Origin of the sequence: Neobacillus sp., from assembly GCF_031988165.1 — a bacterium.
Classification (GTDB): domain Bacteria; phylum Bacillota; class Bacilli; order Bacillales; family Cytobacillaceae; genus Neobacillus; species Neobacillus rhizosphaerae.
In genome coordinates, this window is sequence record NZ_DALZYO010000022.1 from 56,413 (window position 1) to 78,964 (window position 22,552).

At 38.7% G+C, this 22,552-nt stretch carries 24 protein-coding genes; 23 read left to right on the plus strand and 1 reads right to left on the minus strand.

The annotated features are described in order from the left end of the window. Positions 1-28 precede the first annotated feature (28 nt). The 10 genes from RTR43_RS14650 (at position 29) to RTR43_RS14695 (ending at position 10,334) form a co-directional block, all read left to right on the plus strand. A complete protein-coding gene (locus RTR43_RS14650; RefSeq protein WP_312472970.1) occupies positions 29-1,216 on the plus strand; it encodes an HpcH/HpaI aldolase/citrate lyase family protein in 1,188 nt (395 codons plus the stop codon). Next, positions 1,167-2,543: a phosphoribosyltransferase family protein gene (locus tag RTR43_RS14655; protein WP_312472972.1), complete on the plus strand. Its 1,377-nt coding sequence runs from the start codon at positions 1,167-1,169 to the stop codon at positions 2,541-2,543. Before RTR43_RS14650 ends, RTR43_RS14655 begins: the two co-directional genes overlap by 50 nt. Then, entirely contained in the window at positions 2,524-3,645 is a 1,122-nt protein-coding gene (locus RTR43_RS14660) for a cysteine protease StiP family protein (RefSeq protein WP_312472973.1), read from the plus strand. The genes RTR43_RS14655 and RTR43_RS14660 overlap by 20 nt, the downstream gene beginning before the upstream one ends. Beyond that, complete coding sequence (locus RTR43_RS14665; RefSeq protein WP_312472975.1) at positions 3,642-4,442, plus strand: HAD family hydrolase; 801 nt, start codon at positions 3,642-3,644, stop codon at positions 4,440-4,442. The genes RTR43_RS14660 and RTR43_RS14665 overlap by 4 nt, the downstream gene beginning before the upstream one ends. A 459-nt stretch (positions 4,443-4,901) precedes the next feature. Next, positions 4,902-6,545 carry a YceG family protein gene (locus RTR43_RS14670; RefSeq protein WP_312472977.1) on the plus strand — a complete coding sequence of 548 codons (1,644 nt, stop codon included), beginning with the start codon at positions 4,902-4,904 and terminating at the stop codon, positions 6,543-6,545. Positions 6,546-6,548: 3 nt separating this feature from the next. Beyond that, positions 6,549-7,652: a toxic anion resistance protein gene (locus RTR43_RS14675; RefSeq protein ID WP_248735825.1), complete on the plus strand. Its 1,104-nt coding sequence runs from the start codon at positions 6,549-6,551 to the stop codon at positions 7,650-7,652. A 48-nt stretch (positions 7,653-7,700) separates the two neighbouring features. Further along, the gene (locus RTR43_RS14680) at positions 7,701-8,312 is read left to right on the plus strand and encodes a TerD family protein (protein ID WP_312472980.1); all 612 of its coding nucleotides are present in this window, start codon (positions 7,701-7,703) and stop codon (positions 8,310-8,312) included. Positions 8,313-8,347: 35 nt separating this feature from the next. Further along, positions 8,348-8,926: a TerD family protein gene (locus RTR43_RS14685; protein WP_312472982.1), complete on the plus strand. Its 579-nt coding sequence runs from the start codon at positions 8,348-8,350 to the stop codon at positions 8,924-8,926. Positions 8,927-9,054: 128 nt separating this feature from the next. Next, positions 9,055-9,849 (plus strand): thymidylate synthase, encoded by a 795-nt coding sequence (locus RTR43_RS14690; RefSeq protein WP_312472983.1) that lies wholly within the window; start codon positions 9,055-9,057, stop codon positions 9,847-9,849. Then, complete coding sequence (locus RTR43_RS14695) at positions 9,846-10,334, plus strand: dihydrofolate reductase (protein WP_312472984.1); 489 nt, start codon at positions 9,846-9,848, stop codon at positions 10,332-10,334. Before RTR43_RS14690 ends, RTR43_RS14695 begins: the two co-directional genes overlap by 4 nt. Positions 10,335-10,425: 91 nt before the next feature. Here the strand turns inward: RTR43_RS14695 and RTR43_RS14700 are convergent, their stop codons facing one another. Next, positions 10,426-10,665 (minus strand): hypothetical protein, encoded by a 240-nt coding sequence (locus tag RTR43_RS14700; protein ID WP_312472985.1) that lies wholly within the window; start codon positions 10,663-10,665, stop codon positions 10,426-10,428. A gap of 326 nt (positions 10,666-10,991) precedes the next feature. Between RTR43_RS14700 and RTR43_RS14705 the strand changes: the two genes are divergently transcribed. From RTR43_RS14705 to hypE, 13 genes are all read left to right on the plus strand, one after another. Beyond that, positions 10,992-11,186, plus strand: a complete 195-nt coding sequence (locus RTR43_RS14705) for a twin-arginine translocase TatA/TatE family subunit (RefSeq protein ID WP_066256906.1) — start codon at positions 10,992-10,994, stop codon at positions 11,184-11,186. Positions 11,187-11,391: 205 nt separating this feature from the next. Continuing rightward, the gene (gene tatC, locus RTR43_RS14710) at positions 11,392-12,129 is read left to right on the plus strand and encodes a twin-arginine translocase subunit TatC (protein ID WP_312472990.1); all 738 of its coding nucleotides are present in this window, start codon (positions 11,392-11,394) and stop codon (positions 12,127-12,129) included. Positions 12,130-12,369: 240 nt separating this feature from the next. Further along, positions 12,370-13,446 carry a hydrogenase small subunit gene (locus RTR43_RS14715; protein ID WP_312472992.1) on the plus strand — a complete coding sequence of 359 codons (1,077 nt, stop codon included), beginning with the start codon at positions 12,370-12,372 and terminating at the stop codon, positions 13,444-13,446. After that, positions 13,443-15,164, plus strand: coding sequence for a nickel-dependent hydrogenase large subunit (locus RTR43_RS14720; protein WP_312472993.1), 1,722 nt, complete (start codon positions 13,443-13,445; stop codon positions 15,162-15,164). Before RTR43_RS14715 ends, RTR43_RS14720 begins: the two co-directional genes overlap by 4 nt. An 11-nt stretch (positions 15,165-15,175) precedes the next feature. Further along, positions 15,176-15,976, plus strand: a complete 801-nt coding sequence (cybH, locus tag RTR43_RS14725) for a Ni/Fe-hydrogenase, b-type cytochrome subunit (protein WP_312472995.1) — start codon at positions 15,176-15,178, stop codon at positions 15,974-15,976. Next, on the plus strand, positions 15,966-16,454 hold the full coding sequence (locus RTR43_RS14730) for a HyaD/HybD family hydrogenase maturation endopeptidase (RefSeq protein WP_312472996.1): 489 nt from the start codon (positions 15,966-15,968) through the stop codon (positions 16,452-16,454). Before cybH ends, RTR43_RS14730 begins: the two co-directional genes overlap by 11 nt. Beyond that, the gene (locus tag RTR43_RS14735; RefSeq protein WP_312472997.1) at positions 16,451-16,894 is read left to right on the plus strand and encodes a hypothetical protein; all 444 of its coding nucleotides are present in this window, start codon (positions 16,451-16,453) and stop codon (positions 16,892-16,894) included. The genes RTR43_RS14730 and RTR43_RS14735 overlap by 4 nt, the downstream gene beginning before the upstream one ends. Then, positions 16,887-17,240 carry a hydrogenase maturation nickel metallochaperone HypA/HybF gene (locus RTR43_RS14740; RefSeq protein ID WP_312472999.1) on the plus strand — a complete coding sequence of 118 codons (354 nt, stop codon included), beginning with the start codon at positions 16,887-16,889 and terminating at the stop codon, positions 17,238-17,240. Before RTR43_RS14735 ends, RTR43_RS14740 begins: the two co-directional genes overlap by 8 nt. 2 nt (positions 17,241-17,242) lie before the next feature. Then, the gene (gene hypB / locus RTR43_RS14745) at positions 17,243-17,902 is read left to right on the plus strand and encodes a hydrogenase nickel incorporation protein HypB (RefSeq protein ID WP_312473000.1); all 660 of its coding nucleotides are present in this window, start codon (positions 17,243-17,245) and stop codon (positions 17,900-17,902) included. Further along, a complete protein-coding gene (gene hypF / locus RTR43_RS14750; protein WP_312473001.1) occupies positions 17,887-20,196 on the plus strand; it encodes a carbamoyltransferase HypF in 2,310 nt (769 codons plus the stop codon). Before hypB ends, hypF begins: the two co-directional genes overlap by 16 nt. Next, positions 20,169-20,405, plus strand: coding sequence for a HypC/HybG/HupF family hydrogenase formation chaperone (locus tag RTR43_RS14755; RefSeq protein ID WP_248735809.1), 237 nt, complete (start codon positions 20,169-20,171; stop codon positions 20,403-20,405). The genes hypF and RTR43_RS14755 overlap by 28 nt, the downstream gene beginning before the upstream one ends. Further along, positions 20,377-21,489 carry a hydrogenase formation protein HypD gene (gene hypD / locus RTR43_RS14760; RefSeq protein WP_312473002.1) on the plus strand — a complete coding sequence of 371 codons (1,113 nt, stop codon included), beginning with the start codon at positions 20,377-20,379 and terminating at the stop codon, positions 21,487-21,489. Before RTR43_RS14755 ends, hypD begins: the two co-directional genes overlap by 29 nt. Continuing rightward, positions 21,489-22,490, plus strand: coding sequence for a hydrogenase expression/formation protein HypE (gene hypE, locus RTR43_RS14765; RefSeq protein ID WP_312473003.1), 1,002 nt, complete (start codon positions 21,489-21,491; stop codon positions 22,488-22,490). Before hypD ends, hypE begins: the two co-directional genes overlap by 1 nt. The last annotated feature ends 62 nt before the right edge of the window (positions 22,491-22,552 follow it).

Genomic DNA, 22,552 nt, shown 5'->3' on the forward strand with positions numbered 1-22,552 from the left:
TACCTTAAATTAAGGAGAAATATAAAATATGAATTTTTTTACATATTTTTATGAAGACGAAATCGAGCGATTTTTCTTTCAAAAGCCGCAGCCTTTTAATAAATACTCAAACAGGGAGCTTTTGTCCTATGGTCTGGGTGCGACCCTTTATATGCCTGCTACCCGCTCAAATATACATCAGGAAATTCTTTCAAGAAAGCATGAAGGTTTAACATCCCTAGTCATTGACCTTGAAGATGCCGTTGGCGATAACGAAGTGATTCGTGCTGAAACAATGCTTATCGAGGAAATGCTGAAATTGGATGGAGAATTGAATAAAGGGTTTTTAGGTTATGTGGATTTACCACTAATGTTTATCCGAATTCGGGACCTTGAGCAATTTAAACGTATTACAGATCAATTAGGTGATGCGCTGAGGCTCCTAACTGGGGTTGTCCTACCCAAGTTTACCGTTGGAAATGGTGAAGAATTTTTAACAGAGATACGAAAAATTCACTCTGAGCAGCATCCTTTTTACGCGATGCCTATCTTAGAGACAGCCAAAGTTATTCAAAAAGAAACGAGAATGGAAGAATTATTAGCGATCAAGCATCTACTCGATTGCTATAAAGATAATATTCTGAATGTTCGGATTGGAGCGACAGACTTTTGTGGTTTATATGGAATTCGCCGGAGTGCGGATACAACAGTTTATGAAATTGCTGTATTAAGAGATTGTATTTCCGATATTATTAATGTCTTTCAAAGGTTCAATAGTGGGTATGTGGTATCTGGTCCAGTCTGGGAATATTTTTCAGCTAAAGAGAGGATGTTAAAACCACAGCTTCGGCAAACGCCGTTTCGCGAACGGTACGGTGATGAAGGACTGAAATGGAGAGCCGAACTGATTGGTGAGAACATGGATGGATTGATTCGTGAAATCCTTATGGATATTGCAAATGGTTTGACTGGAAAAACGATCATCCATCCTTCACATATTAAAATAGTTCAGTCACTGAATGTTGTTTCCTACGAGGAATATATTGATGCCAGCAATATAGTTAAAGCAGCTACTGGGGATATCGGAGTTATGAAAAGTAATTTTGCCAATAAAATGAATGAAGTAAAGCCTCATTATTTTTGGGCGAAGAAAATCATCTTAAAATCACAGCTTTACGGGGTGTTACATGAAGAATACACAAACATTGACCTTATCAAAAAAGAAGTATACGTTTAATATCCTTGACTCCATTGAAACGGAGATAGAAATAGTAGAAAATCCATATGATATACCCATAGAAGAGCTATTCACAATGGCCGCCCGAATCAATAAGAAACGATCGTTTTTGTTTGTAAGTAAGGTACTAGGTAAACATTTACCTATTGATCCGAATAAGGGACTTCTTATTGCGGCTCTTTTAGCTGCTAGGTTTGGAGAATCCGTAAAGGGTTTGGGAGATGTGGAAAAGGATAGGTTGTTATCGTTATTTACAAAAAATTCCACTTATTCCAGTACTCCATTTATTCCCAAAAATATTCATCCAGTGGTCATTGGTTTTGCTGAAACCGCTACAGCACTCGGACATGCTTTCTTTGATTGCTTCCAATCTGCTGTGTATTTTCATACTACCAGGGAGGAACTGCTAAACAAAAGTCCGAATATTACTTTTGAAGAAGAGCATTCCCATGCGACATCACATCGCTGTTATATCCCACTAGAAATGATTGATAACCAACAGGAAATCATTCTGGTTGATGATGAAATAACAACGGGAAAAACGGCCTTAAATATAATCGAGTCCATTCACGCCAAGTTTCCTAGAAATGAATATACGGTTGTGTCCATTTTAGATTGGCGCTCAGACATCAATAAAAAAAGGTTTTTACAGCTAGAGCAAGAACTCGGGATAAAAATCAATGTTGTAAGTTTATTATCTGGAACTGTAAACGTGAAGCAGTTGAAGGAAATGGAGGACCGCTCCGAAAAAAATGTTGAGAATGGTAGTCCGGATTCCATTGTAGAAATTCTGCAGCTCGGTACATTTTTTACCGCAACCCCTCATACATCTAAAAACCATTTGAACAATTCCATGTTCATTGAGGAAACGGGAAGATTCGGCTTAGGAAGCCATGGAAATATCCTTTTTCGTGAAAAAGTTGGAAAAGCTGCTTCGTTTTTAACACAAAAAAGAACAGGTGAAAAAACGCTTTGTTTAGGAACCGGGGAATTCATGTATATTCCTATGCAATTGGCTGCAAATATGGGAAGCGGTGTTTTCTATCAATCGACAACAAGAAGCCCAATCTATATCGAAAATAATGATGGATATGGGGCAAGGTTTGGGGCCAAATTTCCAAATCCAGAAGACTTGGAGATTTCTCACTTTGTTTATAATATCGCTCCAGGATATTACGATGAATTGTTTATCTTTTTTGAAAGAGAAGTAGAATTTGAGAATCTACAGCCCCTCCTTAATGAATTGGGCAAATTAGGATTTAAGTCAATGAAGGTTGTCTTTTTCTCTAAAGGGCGAGGTGAATCACATGCAAAAAACAACCAATAAACCAGCCAAAATCGGAACCTATCATCACGATGATGTCTTGTTTCTATTAAAGGATTTAAGTAATATTCAGCTCGAAGATTCCACAGCTAATCGTGAAGTAAAGATCCAATCAGGTGTACATTATAGCGAATCCTTGCCAATTGAGTATCAGCCACCAAGAAAGTATGTGGAGTTATTCTGGAAAACCTTACACGAATATAAACAAAAAGTGGCCTTGTGTGTAGGGATTGTTGCGGAAGAAATTTATCAATTAAAAGGGAAAAATGCCGTTCTCGTTTCCCTTGCACGGGCGGGAACACCGGTAGGGATTTTGATAAAAAGATATTTAAATATGTGCTATGGAGTTTCGCTTCCGCACTACAGTATTTCCATCATCCGTGACAGAGGGATTGACGAAAATGCAATTCAATATATTTTAAGCAAGCATCCCAATGGAAACATTCAATTTGTTGATGGCTGGACAGGAAAAGGAGCTATTTCGATTGAATTAACAAAGGCTTGTCAGGACTATCAACAAAACTATGGGATCATACTTGATGATACACTGGCTGTGATTGCAGATCCAGGCTACTGCACGACTCTTTTTGGAACAAGAGAAGACTTTTTAATCCCAAGTGCTTGTTTAAACTCAACTGTATCTGGTCTAGTGAGCCGGACAGTTTTAAATGGCAAATACATTGGAAAGGGTGATTTTCACGGGGCTAAATTTTACCATGAATTGCTTGCCGATGATGTGTCTAATGAATTTATTGAAGTGATTTGTAAGGAGTTTTCCCTTATTTCGGAGAAGGCTGCAGAACTCGCCTCTAAAAAGAACTCTGTGAAAATTGAAACAGGATTTTTAGGGATGGAGGATGTAAAGAGAATCCAGTCTGAATTCGCGATTGAGAGCACTCATTATATTAAACCTGGAGTGGGAGAGACCACTAGAGTTCTCCTCCGCAGGGTTCCTTGGAGGATTTTAATGCGCGATCCTGCAAGTCCCTTTGTTAAACACATCATTATGCTAGCCGAAGAAAAAGGGGTTGAAGTAGTGCCATATCCCAATTTAAAATACTTGTGCTGCGGTTTAATCAAATCGGTGAAGGAGAGGCATGAATGATTTTTGCAGCTGATCTTGACCGGACATTGATGTATTCCAAACGGGCAATCACTGAGCTAGGTGAACCCAAAGAATTGGACCTTACTCCTGTTGAAAAGAAAGATGGTTCCTGGGTTGCCTATATGACAACAGCATCCTTTCAAGCCTTAAAAGAACTATCTCGGCAACATTTATTTGTACCAGTTACAACGAGAACAACTGAGCAATATTATCGGTTTGTTATTTTTCCAGAGGAAATTTCTATTAAATATGCGATTACCTCAAATGGTGCCAATATTCTTTGTCGAGGAATTCCATTGGAGGAATGGTCAGAGCATATTAATACTCGCCTGCAATCAGAGTCTATTTCCCAAGCTGAATTACTGTCTATTTTACATGGCGCAGGCTTTCATTTTGATGGACAAATGAGGCATGCAGGGAAACAATTTTTTTACTATATATTAAATAATCTCCCGTCAGCTTCAGACAAGAAAGTAATTAATGAACTGGTGGGGAAATATGGTTGGAGAATTTCCTTGCAAGGGCGAAAGCTTTACTTTATCCCACAGGCAATTAATAAAGGTTCAGCCCTAGAATATATTTGTAACCATGAGGGAATGAAGGCAATAGCGGGAGCGGGTGACTCGATCCTTGACTGGGACTTTCTGCAAAACTGTCAATACCGTTTTGTCCCAAGACATGGTGAGCTTGCTGGTGAGTTAACTACCACTAAGTTCACCTTAACGAAAAAATATGGTGTTTCTGCAGGCGATGAAATTCTCCAACAGTTTCTAAAACTACTTCCTCTTAAAACCTAATATTTTTTTAGTATCCGGTTGAAAATCAAGAAGTAAAGGCAGGAAAATAATCCATAACAAGCTAAAAAGAACAGAATCGACATGGCTATAGAAGGTAATACCGGGGAGAGCAATAGTGTAAAGATTAAACTGAACACAAATAAATCAAGATAAACAAACACATCAGAAACCATTACTTCCATTACGGTATTTAATTCTTCATTTATCAAATCCATCTTAGGTCGCCTATATAAAAATCTCATTCGAGTCACCTTCTTTTGATTGGTACTCAAATAGTATGTAAGGACAAGGAAAAAGGTGAAAATTAGAAAGTGGCTTAAAAAACGAAACATTTTTAGACGACTTTCGTATAAAAAAATGAACACTTTTATTAACTGTGATATGATAATAAAGAAACCTTACATAATTTACTAAACGTCTTGAAAATAAGCTTTCGCTTTCAGAGGGAAGGGATTATGAATGTATCCACCATTAAATCAATTGAACGTCCGTCCTGTAGGATCCCTCTCCTATGAAAATTGGCCTGGTATGTTGAAAAAACAGTTGCCGGAACGGCCAAATTATTCATTAGAAAATGGAACAATTCAGATAGGGCAAGTATTAGGAAAGTTTTTTGGAATACCGATTGACACTGATGATTATTATAATCAGCTTTTTGATTATGTAAATAATACTGATGAATGGAATCTCCATCTGCTAAGTGAGGAGTCATTTGATAAAGCGATAAATAATGCTCACTTTCAATCTATTCAAAAGGTGTTAAATATTAATCAAGAACAGAAGCTGTCCATTAACCGCTTTACCGCCTTTCTTGACGGGGAACAGCTTTTATTAAAGTCGAGTATGCCTGTGATTCATCGAAAACTACGTGAAGCGATGGTTGCAACTTTAAATCTGTACACGGAACTGGAAAAGGATGGATTGAAAAACCAAGAATTGAGGCGGGTTCTTGTTGATCTTGTGAAATGGTCTATCAACCATTTGCAGCCGCTTTTAGAGGATGCGGACCCACAAAAGACGATGCCAAAATTTTTGTGGTATGGTGACTTTAAGAAAAGTCATCAATATTTCTTATATTATTTACTAAAGCTTGGCTGTGATATCGTTATTTTTCATCCGGACGGTAAGGATATTTTAGCAGGGATGATGGATGAGCAAGTATTCACCCATCATTTTCAAAATAAGTTGCCAGCAGAGCCGTTTCCCCTGGAAAAACGCAGCAGGAAAACAACTATTGCATATAGGGCTTCAAAAGAGATTGAGACTATTTTAAACCAAGAAGGATCCGGTCTGTACAAACCATGGCAATTAAGGGATTACTCGCCTTCATCGATTACGTTAAAAACCACGTATGATGAGCTATTTATTCTATGTAAAGAAATAGCAATGATACGGCCTGATTTCGAGGTTGGGAATGGTCAAGTTAAAATTCCTTCTATTTTCGCCAAAATACAGGGAGTAAGTAAAAATCGAAAAGAATACTGGGACCGTCTTCAGTCGATTAGTCAACTAGATCATAGTTTGCTGATTCGAAAGCTACCCTTCACCACTGCAAGCACAAGTGACTTTCGCTTTCATTATCGAAATGCATTGGGCGGGGATGGTTTACTTGTCCCTGAAAATATGATGCAATCACACTACTGGCCCTATTCGTTTTTATCATCCGGTCTGCAAAAAGGCATTGCCAATGCTGTTCGGAAAATATGTGAAAAACCGGGTTTAAAGCCCATGCCAATGGAGAGCTTAGAAGATGTGAAAATGTACCTATTTACACAGGCAATGTTTATGCAAAAAAATATCATTCAACTGCTGGAAAGATTTGATTATTCCCAGCAGGTTCCTAAATTAATTATCTATAATAATGAATTAACTGGAATGCTATCGAGATCGGATGCGGCGTTGCTACTGCTCCTAAATCAGTTCGGTATTGATATCGTCCTGTACAATCCACCAGGACATAATGATATCGAAAATTATCTCGATGACCGATTATATGATAAACACTGGCTTGATGATGTTGTATTCGAATTAGAATTTAAAGAACCTTCACTTTTCAAAAAAGGTCTTTTTCAAGGAATCTTAAAAAATTTAAGGGGAGATTAACTAGTGAATCAATCACCAAATCCGTCCTCCGGTTTAACTTCAGCGGCCGCGGATGACAAACTTACAGAAACAAAAGCCTCTGACATCAAGCTTGCTCTTCGTAAAGAACCAGAGATTCAAAATTTGGCCCGTACGATCGATGAGCGTGACCAGATTCAAGTTTTAGAGTTTGGGAAAGAACCTGCTGTGCAAATATCTCGTTTTTCTGATCAGATTTTAAGCAATATGCGGACAACCAAAGTAGAAGATTCGGGAGAGCTTCTTAAACATCTTGGTCGTATTATGGATAAATTTGATGCGAAAGATTTCCAGAAGACATCAGGGGGTTTTTTCGGAAAGCTTTTCAATAAGGGTGAAAAAATGATTGAAAAGCTGTTTGGAAAATACCAAACAATGGGGCAGGAAATTGACAAGGTGTATGTCGAAATTTCTAAATATCAGCATGAAATGGTCGATTCGACTACTATGCTTGAGCAAATGTATGAACAAAACTACCAATACTATTTGACACTTGAAAAATACATTGTCGCTGGTGAAATCAAGGTCGAAGATCTCAAAAATACTCAACTTCCGCAGCTTGAAGCACGTGCTGCCTCAGGAGATCAATTGGCTTCGATGCAATTGGATACTCTTAAGAATGCCATTGAGCTTTTAGAACAAAGAATTTATGATTTAGAAATGGCCAAAATGGTTTCGTTACAGACGGCACCACAAATCCGCCTGTTACAAAGAGGGAATACAAAGCTGATAGGAAAAATTAATTCCGCCTTTGTTACTACTATACCTATTTTTAAAAATGGCTTAATTCAGGCCGTGGCAGCTAAAAGACAGAAGCTTGTCGCTGATTCAATGAGTGAGCTTGACCGCAGGACTAATGAAATGCTCCTTAAAAATGCGCAGAACATTTCGCAGCAAAGTACTGATATTGCACGGCTTGCTGGCGCCCCAAGTATAAAAATCGAGACGATTGAAGAATCCTGGAATATTATCATTAAAGGGATGCAGGAAACTCGAGCGATTGAAGAAGAAAATAAACGAATGCGGATTGAAGGTACTAAACGGTTAGAACAGCTTCAAGACAACTTTAAAAACTTGAAACAATCATAGTTACTATGTTGTTGATAATCTAATAATTTCTTAGTTGGGGTGAATGGAATGGCTATTAATTTGCAAAAAGGTCAACGAGTAGATTTAACGAAAAGTAATCCGGGTCTTTCAAAAGTTTTGGTGGGTTTAGGTTGGGATCCAGTTCAAACCAGCAGTGGAGGCGGTTTATTCGGCTCACTGTTTGGCGGAGGCAGTGCGCCAAACGTTGATTGTGATGCCTCTGTTATAATGCTTGATGCCAATGACAGGCTTCAAAACAATAAAGATGTTATTTATTTTGGAAACCTTCGCAGTAATGACGGGAGCGTGCAGCACACAGGGGATAATTTGACAGGTGATGGCGACGGCGATGACGAGCAAATCATTGTCGACTTAAGCAAAGTCCCTTCAAGAATTCAAAAGCTTGTTTTCGTTGTAAATATCTATGATTGTGTAAAAAGGAAACAGCATTTCGGGATGATTCAAAATGCGTTTATTAGAGTTGTTAACCCTGGTAATCATCAAGAGCTTATTCATTATAATTTATCAGATAATTATAGTGGGTTAACCTGTCTGGTTGCCGGAGAACTTTACCGTCATGGCAATGAATGGAAATTCGGTGCGGTAGGTACTGGCACGACAGCTGGAAGCCTAAGTGAAATTGTTCGCACATATAGTTAAGAAAAAATCATAAAGTTCGTAACGAGGTGATTTATTTGGGCATAAACTTAGCAAAAGGCCAAAGAATTGATTTAACAAAAACAAATCCTGGATTAACAAAAGTCATTATCGGGCTTGGCTGGGATACAAACCATTATCACGGCGGCCATGACTTTGACTTAGATGCTTCAGCTTTTTTAACAGATGCAAGCAGCAGAGTCATCGAGGATTCTGACTTTATCTTTTACAATAACTTAGTTCACTCTTCAGGTTCCGTCGAACATACAGGGGATAACCGTACTGGTGAAGGTGAAGGCGACGATGAACAAATAAACATAAATTTTAGCAAGGTTCCCACCCATGTTCACCGAATTGCGATTACGGTAACTATCCATGATGCAGAAGCAAGGAATCAAAATTTTGGTCAAGTTTCTAATGCATTCGTTCGGGTAGTCGATGCAGATTCGGACCGTGAAGTATTAAGGTTTGATCTTGGTGAAGACTTCTCAGTAGAAACGGCTGTCGTTATTTGCGAGCTATACCGTCATAATGGCGATTGGAAGTTTAACGCTGTAGGCAGTGGCTTTGCTGGAGGTCTAGCAGCCCTTTGCCGAAATTTTGGATTGGAAGTTTAAATTTTTTTTAGAAAAAGCTGCCCGAATCGGTAGCTTTTTCTTGTGCTTGAAATTCTTGAAATCGTTTTATAACCGGTCATATATGTTAAAATGAAAAAATATGAATCGCAGTTAAGGGAGTGTCCGATGTGAAGCAATATTTACAATTATGTGAGCATGTGTTAAAAACTGGTACCGTGAAGGGCGATCGTACAGGTACAGGAACGATCAGCACCTTTGGTTATCAAATGAGATTTAATTTGGAAGAAGGATTTCCACTTCTTACTACAAAAAAACTTCATTTAAAATCAATTATTCATGAATTGCTTTGGTTTTTAAAAGGAGATACCAACGTTCGCTATTTACAGGAGAATGGAGTCCGTATCTGGAATGAATGGGCTGATGAAAATGGAGAGCTTGGTCCGGTCTACGGGTACCAATGGCGTTCATGGACAGGTGCAAATGGAAAAACTGTGGATCAAATTAGCGAATTAATTGATCAAATTAAAACGAACCCAAATTCAAGAAGACTGCTTGTCAATGCCTGGAATGTAGCTGAAATTGATGATATGGCGCTGCCGCCGTGTCATTGTTTGTTCCAATTTAATGTGGCAAATGGGAAATTGTCCTGTCAGCTATACCAACGTTCAGCAGATGTTTTCTTAGGGGTACCGTTTAACATCGCATCCTATGCCTTATTAACTTTAATGATTGCAAAGGTATGCGATTTAAAGCCAGGTGAATTCATTCATACATTTGGAGATGTTCATATCTATCAAAACCATCTAGAGCAAATAAAACAGCAAATGGATAGAGAACCAAGGCCACTGCCAATCCTTAAAATGAATCCGAATGTAAAGGATATTTACTCTTTTAATTTTGAAGATTTTACATTAGAAGGATATGATCCACATCCGCATATTAAGGGGATGGTCAGTGTATGATTTCCTTTATTGTCGCTATGGACGAAAATAAAGTGATTGGAAAGGATAATCAATTACCTTGGCATCTGCCTGAAGATTTAAAGTTTTTCAAAAAAATAACGCTTGGGCATCCGATTGCAATGGGGAGAAAAACGCATGAGTCGATTGGCCGTGTGCTTCCGGGCCGGGAGAATATCGTCATTACCCGCCAGCAAGATTATCAAAGTGAGGAATGTACCATTTTTTACTCAGTAGAGGAGTTTGTAAAGTACTGCCGTAATCAAAATGATGAAATTTTTGTGATTGGCGGAGCAGAAATTTTCAAGGAAACATTTTCCTTTGCAGAATGTCTTTACATCACTCTTATTCATAAAGAGTTTGAAGGTGACACTTTCTTCCCAGAATTTATTCAAACTAAGTGGGAACTCGTATCCTGTGAAAAAGGGATAAAGAATGAAAAAAACCCTTACGATTATGAATTTAGGAAATATAAACGTAAATCCTAATTTCTGCCTTGTAAAGGAAACTGGTCTGGTCAGCAAGGCAAAATAAAAAAGAGCATCAGCAATTATGCTGGTGCTTTTTCCTAAAGTAAGATTAGAATGGCGATCCATTTAATTCATAGTCTGTTAATTTTGCAAGCATACCTCTGAATTCATGGGGATGGCAAAATTCTTCTTCACGGAAATGTGTTTTAACCCAAGTAATTAATTCAATTGGGCTATTAAAATATTCGCCACTTCGGTCGCTTTTTCGAATGGTGTATCTTCCATTGTCATCATCAATTGTTACCTCTACAGGGAGGGCTCCATCAAAACTGCAAAGTGAAAATTCCATCCTCATCACATCCAATCCATTTGGTTTATAATTTTCATTAGTATATGTTTCTATTGTTCAAATTATATGCAAAAAATATCCATTTGTCAAAATATTTTAAAAATTCCACCATAAATACGAAGCATTGACTTAAGTAATGGTTATTGTTAAATTGTCTATAGAGATTTAAATAGGGATAAAAAAGGAAATGCTAAATATCACATAGACGCTTATTTTTATGGATATTGTGAATTTACTATGAATTATTTCGAATTATTAACTCAAAATTAATTTTCGATACTATAATCATAGTAGAAATATACAATCTTTGAAGGGGATGTTAATCCATGTTTTCAAATATCGGAGTTCCGGGATTAATTTTAATTTTAACGCTTGCACTTATCATTTTTGGACCAAAAAAACTTCCTGAAATTGGACGTGCCTTTGGACAAACATTAAAAGAATTTAAGAAGTCAACACGTGAGCTTACAGACGATGTAATGAAAGACATTGATGAAGAAAAGAAAAATTTGACTAAATAGGGTGTAAGATATAGCGTCTTGCACCTTTTCTCTTAACGTTTTTAACTATAAGACGTGTGAATAGGTGTAAATTTAGTGAATTTGATTTTCGTGAGGTACACTTAATTTAATAGTGAGTATTTTTACGGGTGTTCGGGCACGCTGATTCTATAGATTTATTATCAGCGTGTTTATTTTCAACCTATGAAATTGGCAGGGGAAGTACATGGAAGATAAAGAATTAAATTTAGTTGATCATTTAGAGGAATTGCGCAAACGGATTATTATTTCTGCACTTGCATTTGTTGCCTTTTTTATCGTCGGTTTTATTTATGTTGATAATATTTATCGTTGGTTTGCTGGCGATACAAAACTGATGGTCCTTGGACCAAGTGATATAATGTGGATTTATTTCATGATTGCAACCGTTATTGCTGTAGCGGGGACGATTCCTGTTTTAGCGTTACAAATTTGGTTGTTCGTAAAGCCGGCGCTAAGACCGAAAGAAAGAAAAATAACCCTTTCATATGTACCTGCATTATTTTTCTTATTTCTACTGGGCCTTTCTTTTGGGTATTTCGTTATCTTCCCGATGGTTCTAAAGTTTTTGGTGAACATGGGTCAAGATATGTTCGTTACAAACTTTACTGCTGAAAGATACTTTAGCTTTATTATGAATATGACCCTTCCATTCGGAGTATTGTTCGAACTTCCAGTAGTAGTGATGTTTTTAACCTCACTAGGTATAATTAATCCGTTTGTTTTAGGGAAAGTTCGAAAATATGCATATTTTGTTCTTATTATTATCGCTGTTGTTATTACACCACCAGACTTTATGTCCGATTTTGTTGTAACCTTACCACTCCTGCTTCTTTATGAAATCAGTATTAATTTATCAAAATTTGTTTACCGAAAACGAATGAGAAATCTTCAGCAAGAAGAGGAAGAAATAATAGAAGTATAAAAAGACCTAAAGAGGTGTTAATCTCTTTAGGTCTTTTTTGTTTTTTACTATTTTAGAAAAATATTTGCAGTTGTCTATAACCTTTTATTTAATTTATTTACTAAAACCACTATTAAAATACAGTTAAGAATTATTTGTGTATTTTTTTGATTATTCAGGACTTTAGTTGCAGTTGTATTCTACAATTACATTGCAATCAAATGTTTCTATTATTTTTATGATAAGTGGAGGAGAAAGCGGATGAAGAGACAGAAAACAGTATATGAAGCCGCAATCGACCATGGATTTAGCCGGAGGGACTTCCTGAAAATGTGCACGGCACTAGCCGCTACACTAGGTTTGGAGTTTACCCAATCTGATCAAGTTGTTAAGGCCATGGAAACAAAAACAAGAGTACCAGTTGTATGGCTGCAATTCCAGGATTGCACAGGTTGTTCGGAATCATTTATTCGGTCATCACAACCAAAGACTGAAAGCGTTTTACTAGAAATGATTTCACTAGAATATTCTGAAGTACTTTCTGCACCATCTGGTCATCAAGCTGAAGCATCCATGAAACAAGTCTTTGAGAAATATAAAGGAGAATATATTCTTGCCGTGGAAGGAAGCATTCCTGATAATGATGCATACTTAACCGTTGCAGGTCAATCAGCCAAGGAAACATTCCTAGAAATGGCAGCAGGAGCAAAGGCGATTGTTGCCTATGGTTCTTGTTCATCTTGGGGTGGAATTGCTGCTGCCCATCCAAACCCTACTGGAGCAAAGCCAGTTACCAGTTTTGTAAAGAATACTCCTACTATTCTTGTTCCAGGGTGTCCACCAATTGCTGAGGTAATGACTGGAGTTATTGCCCATATCATTACTTTTGGAAAATTACCTGAATTAGACCAGTTCGGCCGTCCGAAAGCTTTTTATCGTCACCGCATCCATGATAAATGTAACCGCCGAGCTTATTTTGATGCCGGTTTATTTGTTGAGAATTTTGACGATGAAGGGGCTAAACAAGGCTATTGTTTATATAAAGTCGGCTGTAAAGGCCCGACAACCTATAACTCCTGTGCAGAAATGCGCTGGAATGGCGGCGTAAGCTATCCTATTCAATCTGGAAATCCATGTTTCGGTTGTTCAGAAAAGGACTTCTGGGATAATGGTCCTTTTTATACAAGAAGAGCGAAAATACCTGGAACACAAACTACTATTAATCCAGACGCTGTTGGCTTAGCAGCCATTGGTGCAACCACTGCTGGAATTGCCGTTCATGCTGCAGGAACGGTATTTAAGAAGAAGCGAGATGACAAACGAGGTGAAGAAGAATGAGTGAGCGCATAGTAGTAGATCCAATAACGAGAATTGAAGGTCACCTTCGTGTAGAAGTAGATGTAGATGAAAAAGGAGTTATTAAGGAAGCATTCAGTTCTGGAACGTCTGTCCGCGGACTTGAGCTCATCGTTAAAGACCGTGATCCAAGAGATGTTTGGGCATTTATACAGAGAATATGTGGTGTATGTACAACAGTACACGCGCTTACTTCCATACGGGCAGTAGAGGATGCATTAAAAATAAAAATACCACGAAATGCCCATTTAATCCGTGACATTATGAACGAAGCTCAATTTGTTCACGATCATGTGGTCCATTTTTACCATTTGCATGCATTGGATTGGGTCGATATTGTGAGTGCAACGAAAGCAAACCCTGCTGAAACATCACGAATTGCTCAATCGATCTCAAATTGGCCAAAATCATCTCCAGGATACTTCACTGATGTACAAAATAAAGTGAAGAAATTAGTGGAAAGTGGCCAACTTGGCATTTTTGCTAATGGCTATTGGGGACATAAAGCTTATAAGCTGCCACCAGAAGTTAACCTATTAGCTGTGGCACATTATCTCGAAGCATTGGATTGGCAAAAAGAAATAGTCAAAATTCATACGATTTTTGGCGGGAAAAACCCTCACCCACATTATGTGGTTGGTGGAATGGCAACTCCGCTTGATATTGATAGCGATAATGGCGTGCACGCTGAGAGATTGATGCATGTATCACAGATAATCGATCAAGCGAGAGATTTTGTTAATCAAGTTTATATTCCTGATTTACTTGCAATCGGATCTTATTATAAGGATTGGACATATGGGGGAGGCTTGAATAATTACCTTTGCTATGGTGATTTTTCAACGGGCGATATTTACGACACGAAACTCTATCGTATGCCGAGAGGAATCATCTTAAATGGAAATCTGAAAGAAGTTTTAGATGTTGATCTTAAAGACCCTAAACATGTGCAGGAGTTTGTTGATCACTCATGGTACACCTATGATGGAAAAGAAGGCGGAGTAGGAAAGCATCCATTTGAAGGTGAGACCACATTAAATTACACAGGACCACAAGCACCGTTTAAAACATTGGATACTGAAAAGCAATATAGCTGGTTAAAAGCTCCACGATGGAAAGAGCATCCGATGGAGACAGGACCTCTCGCAAGGATGATTGTTGGCTATGCATCTGGAAAAGAAGAGATTGTTAATATTGTCGACGATACATTGAAAAAGCTTGATCTCCCAATCACTGCCTTACAATCAGCATTGGGCCGCACTGTTGCTCGTGGATTGGAAAGCGTCCTAATCTCGGGCTGGTTACGTAATGATATGGATGAATTATTGAAAAATGTGAAAAGCGGTAACCAAACTACATTTGACCGTTCAAAATGGGAACCAAATACTTGGCCAGAACGGGCAAAAGGTGTGGGCTGGATGGAAGCACCACGCGGAGCACTAGGACACTGGATTGATATTAAAGATGGAAAAACGCATAACTATCAAGCTGTGGTTCCTTCTACCTGGAATGCTTCACCTCGCGATCATAAAAACAAGATTGGTGCATATGAGGCTGCCCTTAAAGGTACACCGATGTTAGATAAAGAACAACCTCTAGAAATTATGCGAATCATCCATTCTTTTGATCCATGTCTTGCCTGTGCAGTCCATTTAACAGATTTGGAAACTAATAATACGACTGAAATTCGTTTAGGTTAGGAGAGAGACATATGGCTGAACTCATGCCAAATATTCCGACTCAAACGCCAGGACCATCCCATGAAAAACCAGGGATTAACAGTGAGAATACGTTTCACCCCGAAAGGCCAATTGTCTACAAACAAATTAATAATGAAGTGAGAGCCTATGTTTGGCAGCTGCCAGTAAGGATTTTCCACTGGGTAAATATGTTGGCTATCCTCCTGTTAATGGGGACAGGAATTTATATTGGAAAGCCGTTTGCTTCAGCAGGAATTCCCGAAGAAGCCTATTTTTCCAATCTAATGGGCTGGATGAGATATATTCACTTTTTTGCTGCTTTCTTATTTGTTATTTGTCTCATGTTTCGTTTGTATTGGGTTGCGGTCGGAAATAAATTTGCGACATCCAACCCTTTAAGATGGATTTTTTGGAAAGAAGTATTCGAAACAATCAAGTATTATTTATTTTTGAAAAATAAAAAGCCTCATTACGTCGGTCATAACCCTTTAGCGCAATTAAGCTACTGGATTTTTATCGGCCTTGGTTCATGGATCGTGATGTTAACAGGATTTTATATGTATTTTGAACCACAACAAGAATCTTTCTGGGCAAAGCTGTTTGTTTGGGTACCATATTTGTTTGGCGGTGAAAGCTACACGCTTCGCTCATGGCATCATCTTGCTGCTTGGAGCTTTATGCTTTTTATGGTTATCCACATTTATATGGCATTCCGAGATGACTATCTTGAACGAAACGGTTCGATTTCATCAATGATTACTGGCTATAAGACAACAACGAAAAAATCAGTAGGTGAAAAGGATGGAAAATAAAAAAATAGATGAAAAAATAACGATTTTAGGAATTGGCAACACCCTCTTTTCAGATGAGGGTGTTGGCATCCACCTTTTGCCATTGCTAGAAGAAGCATTAAAGGATGTTGAAAATATAGAAATTGTTGAGGGCTTAACAGACGGAATGAAGTTACTTGGCCCAGTAGAAGATGCTGAAAACTTAATAATTATTGATGCCATAAATGCTGGAAAGCAAGGTGGCACGATTATTACCCTAGTTGGAGATGAAATTCCTGCCTATTTTGGAATTAAAATGTCTGTCCATCAAATGGGATTCCAAGAAGTCCTGCTAGCGGCAAAGATGAGGGAGCGCTACCCTAAACAGATCGTCATGTTTGGGATGCAGCCCACATCACTTGAATTAGGTGTCGAACTTACTGAGATCAATCAAAGTAAGCTAGGAGAATTGGCTAAAGTGGTCATCGATCAAATAAATAACTGGAGAAATCTCCTATGAGAAGAGGCGACTTTTTTAAAGAAATGGGGAGTAGCCTTTTTCAAACAGTTAAGTCAGTTTATGAACCTTTTTTAAGTGAGGATTTGGAAAAAATAGAAGTTGCAGCTGATCGGGTGCTGGGAATAACTTGGCACCCCATTATGAAAGAATATGAGTTTAATTCCGACCTTGAAATGAAATTTATTAATGGTAAACCCGTTATAGTAACACGTATCGGAACGAACATGCAGGCAGTGGATGGCGTATGTCCTGTATGTTCGAATATTATTATTCTAACAACACTATATTCAACTGGGAAATGTTTGAATTGTCAAAATGAATATAATTTTAAATCTCAATCTGGCGATTTACAACTCAATTCCTACCCAATAAAACTTAAGAACGACACCTATTTAATTGGGTTTCAGGAGTACAAGAGACAGGGTGGTAGCGATGCATGAAATGTCATTAATGGGAGATATCCTCCAGCTTATTCAGGAGGATGCCTCTGACAAAGGAATTCAACAAATAGATAAGGTTGAATTAATTGTTGGAGAAATCTCCAATGCTATGCCAGATGCGTTAAGAATGGCATTTGATATTTTCCGAGATCAAAATTTGCATCTGTTTACAGAAACTGCTGAACTTGTTCTACACATTGAAGAAGCAAAAGCAAAATGTGTCCTCTGTGAATTGGAATATCGACCTGACCAGAAAATAGCTCTTTGTCCGAGCTGTCTTGTCCCTTCTGGGAAGGTACTATCGGGGGAAACATTCCAGATTTTATCGTACGAAGGGAGAAATTGAAAATGAAAATAACTTTAAGAACGGATGTATTAACAAATAACAATAAGGCTGCAGAGTTCAATCGAGAGTTATTCCAAAATACGAAAACCTTAGTAATAAATCTGATGAGTTCTCCCGGTGCAGGTAAGACAACTCTATTGGAGGAAACAGTTAGAGAACTTTCAGGGAAATATCGGATTGCCGTCATTGAAGGTGATTTAGCGACAGAAAGGGATGCTGATCGAATTCGTGCAATGGGTGCAAAAGCAGTACAAATCAATACCCATGGCGGCTGCCATCTTGATGCCCGTATGGTTGCTGCCACATTAGCCGAATTTGATCTAGACGAAATTGATTTACTTTTCATTGAAAATGTCGGCAATTTAGTTTGTCCTTCTGGATACGACCTAGGCCAGCACCATAAAGTAGCTGTTCTAAGTGTTCCAGAGGGAAATGATAAAATTCCAAAATACCCACAAATGTTTATGAGAACAGAGCTTGTGCTTTTAAATAAAATAGATTTATTGCCATATCTAGATTTTAGTGTTGAAGAAGCTAGAAAAGACCTAACAGAAATTAATCCTGAGTCTACCTTATTTTCCCTTTCTGCTCGCACACAGGAAGGTATGCATGAATGGTTTTCCTGGATTGAAGGAGCTTATCTCCAATGTGTTCAGCAGTAAGGATTGCCGTCAGGGGGCGGGTGCAAGGCGTTGGCTTCCGTCCGTTCGTCTTTCAGCTTGCCGATAAATATCAGCTTAATGGCACCGTTCAAAACAATATGGACGGTGTCAAGATTCACCTAGAGGGAGCGGACGAATCTATTCAGTCCTTTTTATCAGACTTGAAAAATAAGGCACCAAGGCTTTCCAAAATCAATGAAATATTGGTTGAAAAGGCTGAGTTTCTGAATATAACTGAGTTTACGATTATTGAGAGTGAGCGAAGCGGCACGTCGATGCTCGTGATTCCGATTGATTCTGCTGTTTGTGATGATTGTTTAACTGAAATGAACGAGCCGGATGATTTTCGCTATCAGTATCCGTTTATTAACTGTACACAATGTGGACCCCGCTACACAATCATTGAAGAATTGCCCTATGACCGGCCATATACTTCGATGAAGAGTTTTCCGATGTGCGAGGATTGCCGCAAGGAATATGAGGACCCAACCAATAGAAGACATCATGCACAGCCAATTGCTTGCCCAAAATGCGGTCCGAAAGTAAGGCTGCTTCTTACGGACGGACAAGAAGTTGATTCTGAGAATCCGATTAAGGATGCCATTAAGCTTTTAAAAGAGGGAAAGATTGTGGCCATTAAAGGCATTGGCGGCTACCACCTTTGCTGTGATGCTCAAAATGAAGTAGCTGTATCTATGTTAAGAAATAGAAAAAAAAGGCCATTACGGCCGTTAGCTGTTATGGCTTCCTCGCTTTCAACAGTGGAAGAGCTTGGGGAAATAGGTAGAGATGAACGTGAACTATTGGAGAGTCCAGAATCACCCATTATAATTCTCAAAAAAAATAAACAATATAAACTAGCAAAAAGTGTAGCACCTGGAATGGGCACAATCGGTGTGATGCTACCTTATACACCACTGCATCATTTATTATTTTCTGACCCTGAGTTACCCTTTCTTGTGATGACAAGTGCGAATCCATCAGGGATGCCGATTTTATATAAGGATGAGGAAGCCCTTCAATACTTAGCTGGCATTGCCGATTATTATCTTGTTCATAACCGGGAAATTCTTCATCCTGTTGATGATTCAGTTGTCCAAATTAATGATGGGAAGCTTGATTTTTTCCGTAGATCAAGGGGGTATGTCCCTGATCCATTTACAACCAGTAAAGATGTTACAGGAATCGTAGCTTTCGGCGGCCAGCAAAAAACAACCTTTACGATTGGCCGAAATGAACAAATTTTTGTAGGTCCACATATTGGGGATTTAGAAAATATTGAAACGATTAACCATTATCAGGAGGAATTAGATCATCTTTTGAAATGGATTGAAACACCGAATAGTCTAGCTGTCATCGATACTCACCCAGGCTACCACATACAGAAACTAGTGAAGGAATATGATTTTACTGAAGTGATGGAAGTTCAGCATCATCATGCCCATATGGCAGCCTGTATCGATGAACATCAAATTTCTGGCAAAGCTTTCGGCATTATTCTTGACGGAACAGGATATGGTCTAGACGGCAAGATCTGGGGTTTTGAAATCTACCACGGAGATGCAACCGAGTTCGAACGTATGGCCCATTTACACTATACTCCTCTTCCCGGAAGTGAAAAATGCATTCGTGAACCATGGAGGAATGCGGCTGCGATGTTGATTGCCCTTCATGGTGAACAAGGTTTAGATCTAGCCAAAGCTATTTTTGCGGATAAGGTTATAGAACTTGATATATTAAAGAGGATGATGGAAAGAAATTTGAACATTGTTTATGCCGGTACATGTGGTAGGCTGTTTGATGCAGTTAGTGCCATTTGCGGGGTGACAAAGGTATCAAGCTACGATGGAGAAGCGGCGATTCAATTAGCTGAACTAGTAGATGAAGCATTTATATTCGAACCATATCCCTTTGTAATACTCGAAAAAGAAGTTTTAACGATTGATTTTAGAGCGATGTTGAAGGAAATAGCTTTAGACGTTTTAGCAGGAAAAGATGTTTCCATAATAAGTGGAAGATTCCACGAAACAGTCGTGCAGGCGATTGTTTCGACAATGAAAAGTTTGTCTGAAAAATATCCAAATGCTAAAAAGGACGTTGTGTTATCGGGGGGAAGTATCCATAACCGATATTTGCGGAAAAGAATCACGGCAGAATTAAGAGATCGGGATTTTAGGGTCTTTGCACCTGAAAATACCCCGTGTAATGACGGTGGATTATCATACGGGCAATTGGTTGTTGCCGCGGCAAAAAGGAGTGCTAACCAATGTGTGTTGGAGTACCAGCAAAGGTAGTTAAAAAAAATGAATATAGTGCGATTGTGGATGTAATGGGTTCACAAACAACAGTCGGGATAATTTTTGTTCCTGATGTAAATATTGGCGATTATGTAATTGTCCATGCTGGACAGGCAATGAGTATCGTCGATGAAACCTATGCAAAACAAAGTGTCGAAGAATGGAGGAAGCTCGTCGATGCTCGAAATTCTGAAGCAATCAAGTAATCCGGAAATATGTAAGCCGCTTGTGGAAGCAGTCATTGAAAAAGCAAAAGAATTTCAACAGAAATTTGGACGAAGGCCAGCATTTATGGAAGTTTGCGGCTCACATACTATGTCTTTAGCTCGTACAGGAGTTAAACAATGCTTGAAAGATGAGGTAAACTTAATTTCTGGCCCTGGCTGCCCAGTTTGTGTGACCGACCAAAGATCCATTGACGCCATGATTGCCCTTGCAGAAGGCGAAAATCGAATTATCTGTACCTTTGGTGATATGATGCGCGTGCCAGGATCTACCAAAACACTGCTTGATTCGAAGATTGCGGGTAAGGATATTCGGGTATTATACTCGCCTGTTGAGGCTATTAAGATTGCTGAAGAAAATCCTGATAAAGAAGTCATCTTTCTTGGAGTTGGCTTTGAAACGACCATCCCCATCTTAACGCTAATGGTCGGTGAAGCAGAAAAACGCAGTATTGGGAATTTTTCAATCTGGATGACAACAAAGCTGGTTGAACCCGTTCTCCGCTATTTATTGGATGCGGGAGAAGTCAATTTGGACGGATTTTTACTCCCAGGCCATGTATCCATTGTCTTAGGAGTAAATTCTTATAAGTATTTGGTTGATGAATATCATATATCCGGGGTGATAACCGGATTTGAAACAGCAGAACTACTTTTTGGTATTTACAAATCCATCGAATTAGCGCTGACAGGGCAGGCAGCAATAATTAATAATCATCCATCGATTGTAACGAAAACCGGGAATCAGGTAATCCATCAGTGGATGGATAAATATTTAACGGAATGCGATGAGGCATGGCGCGGCATTGGAGTAATTCCCAATAGCGGACTGGATTTAAAACCAGAATACTCCCAGTTTAATGCAAAAAAAAGATTTACGGTTGAAGTTGGGGAGCCAAGGAAAACAAAATGTCGCTGCGGTGAAGTCATCCGTGGATTAATATCACCTAATGAATGTTCATTGTTCGGTAAAGCCTGTCACCCAATGAATCCAGTTGGTCCGTGTATGGTGTCGGCCGAAGGAAGCTGTGCTGCTTATTATCAATACATGAGGGAGAGCTTTTGATGGAAAAATTTATTAGCTTAGCACACGGTGATGGCGGGGAATTAAGTCATCGGTTAATCCGGGATGTATTTATCAATGCATTTGGTGATGGTAAAGATGCTATGTTCGATGCTGCTTCCGTCATCATTTCAAACAGTAAAATTGCTGTGACAACTGATTCGTTTGTGATTAAACCAATTTTCTTTCCGGGTGGTTCTATTGGAAAATTAGCCGTAGCCGGTACCGTTAATGATCTTGCAGTCAGCGGGGCAAAACCTGTTTATTTAACCTGTGGCTTTATCATTGAAGAGGGCTTTCCTGTTGCCGATTTAAGGCAAATAGTCTTAGATATGGCGAATGAAGCACATAAAACAGGCGTGGTAATTGTAGCTGGCGATACAAAGGTAGTTGAACGAGGCAGTGCCGATGGAGTGTACATTAATACAACTGGAATCGGAGTTTATCAACCTAACATGGGTTGTAGCCTTGAATTTGAAGAAGGCGATGCTATCATTGTTTCAGGAACTATCGGCGACCATGGGATAGCTGTCCTTACTGCAAGAGGTGAATTAGGTATTACTGTCCCGATTAATAGTGATTGTGCCTCACTAAATACAATGCTGGATGAAGTCTTACAGCATTCGAAGGGCGTAAGGATTATGCGTGACCCAACAAGAGGCGGCCTTGCTACAACTCTTGTTGAAATTGCCGAAGATTTTAATATAACGATGAAAATAAATGAAATCGATGTACCTGTAAAAGACGAGGTACATGGTGTCTGTGACCTGTTGGGCTTTGACCCGCTATATCTTGCAAATGAGGGAAAGGCAATTATTGTCGTTGCTGAAAATGAAAGAGATAAAGTTATCGATATATTGCGAGAATTCCCTGAGGGAGAAAACGCTATCGTTATTGGTACCATCATTGGAAAAGAAAAAGGACAATTGTTATTAGAAACACCGCTTGGATCCAAAAGAATACTTAATAGATTATCAGGAACAATGTTTCCGAGAATCTGTTAAAAAAATAGCCCCCATTTTTACTATAAAATGGGGGTTATTTTTTTTGTTTACTTATTTTCATT

What these genes read in the sequence shown, in the direction of transcription:
- RTR43_RS14650 (WP_312472970.1), top strand. Translation starts at nt 29, where the DNA reads ATGAATTTTTTTACATATTTTTATGAAGACGAAATCGAGCGATTTTTC.
- RTR43_RS14655 (WP_312472972.1), top strand. Translation starts at nt 1,167, where the DNA reads ATGAAGAATACACAAACATTGACCTTATCAAAAAAGAAGTATACGTTT.
- RTR43_RS14660 (WP_312472973.1), top strand. Translation starts at nt 2,524, where the DNA reads ATGCAAAAAACAACCAATAAACCAGCCAAAATCGGAACCTATCATCAC.
- RTR43_RS14665 (WP_312472975.1), top strand. Translation starts at nt 3,642, where the DNA reads ATGATTTTTGCAGCTGATCTTGACCGGACATTGATGTATTCCAAACGG.
- RTR43_RS14670 (WP_312472977.1), top strand. Translation starts at nt 4,902, where the DNA reads ATGTATCCACCATTAAATCAATTGAACGTCCGTCCTGTAGGATCCCTC.
- RTR43_RS14680 (WP_312472980.1), top strand. Translation starts at nt 7,701, where the DNA reads ATGGCTATTAATTTGCAAAAAGGTCAACGAGTAGATTTAACGAAAAGT.
- RTR43_RS14695 (WP_312472984.1), top strand. Translation starts at nt 9,846, where the DNA reads ATGATTTCCTTTATTGTCGCTATGGACGAAAATAAAGTGATTGGAAAG.
- RTR43_RS14700 (WP_312472985.1), bottom strand. Translation starts at nt 10,665, where the DNA reads ATGGAATTTTCACTTTGCAGTTTTGATGGAGCCCTCCCTGTAGAGGTA.
- RTR43_RS14705 (WP_066256906.1), top strand. Translation starts at nt 10,992, where the DNA reads ATGTTTTCAAATATCGGAGTTCCGGGATTAATTTTAATTTTAACGCTT.
- tatC (WP_312472990.1), top strand. Translation starts at nt 11,392, where the DNA reads ATGGAAGATAAAGAATTAAATTTAGTTGATCATTTAGAGGAATTGCGC.
- RTR43_RS14715 (WP_312472992.1), top strand. Translation starts at nt 12,370, where the DNA reads ATGAAGAGACAGAAAACAGTATATGAAGCCGCAATCGACCATGGATTT.
- RTR43_RS14720 (WP_312472993.1), top strand. Translation starts at nt 13,443, where the DNA reads ATGAGTGAGCGCATAGTAGTAGATCCAATAACGAGAATTGAAGGTCAC.
- cybH (WP_312472995.1), top strand. Translation starts at nt 15,176, where the DNA reads ATGGCTGAACTCATGCCAAATATTCCGACTCAAACGCCAGGACCATCC.
- RTR43_RS14730 (WP_312472996.1), top strand. Translation starts at nt 15,966, where the DNA reads ATGGAAAATAAAAAAATAGATGAAAAAATAACGATTTTAGGAATTGGC.
- RTR43_RS14735 (WP_312472997.1), top strand. Translation starts at nt 16,451, where the DNA reads ATGAGAAGAGGCGACTTTTTTAAAGAAATGGGGAGTAGCCTTTTTCAA.
- RTR43_RS14740 (WP_312472999.1), top strand. Translation starts at nt 16,887, where the DNA reads ATGCATGAAATGTCATTAATGGGAGATATCCTCCAGCTTATTCAGGAG.
- hypB (WP_312473000.1), top strand. Translation starts at nt 17,243, where the DNA reads ATGAAAATAACTTTAAGAACGGATGTATTAACAAATAACAATAAGGCT.
- hypF (WP_312473001.1), top strand. Translation starts at nt 17,887, where the DNA reads ATGTGTTCAGCAGTAAGGATTGCCGTCAGGGGGCGGGTGCAAGGCGTT.
- RTR43_RS14755 (WP_248735809.1), top strand. Translation starts at nt 20,169, where the DNA reads ATGTGTGTTGGAGTACCAGCAAAGGTAGTTAAAAAAAATGAATATAGT.
- hypD (WP_312473002.1), top strand. Translation starts at nt 20,377, where the DNA reads ATGCTCGAAATTCTGAAGCAATCAAGTAATCCGGAAATATGTAAGCCG.
- hypE (WP_312473003.1), top strand. Translation starts at nt 21,489, where the DNA reads ATGGAAAAATTTATTAGCTTAGCACACGGTGATGGCGGGGAATTAAGT.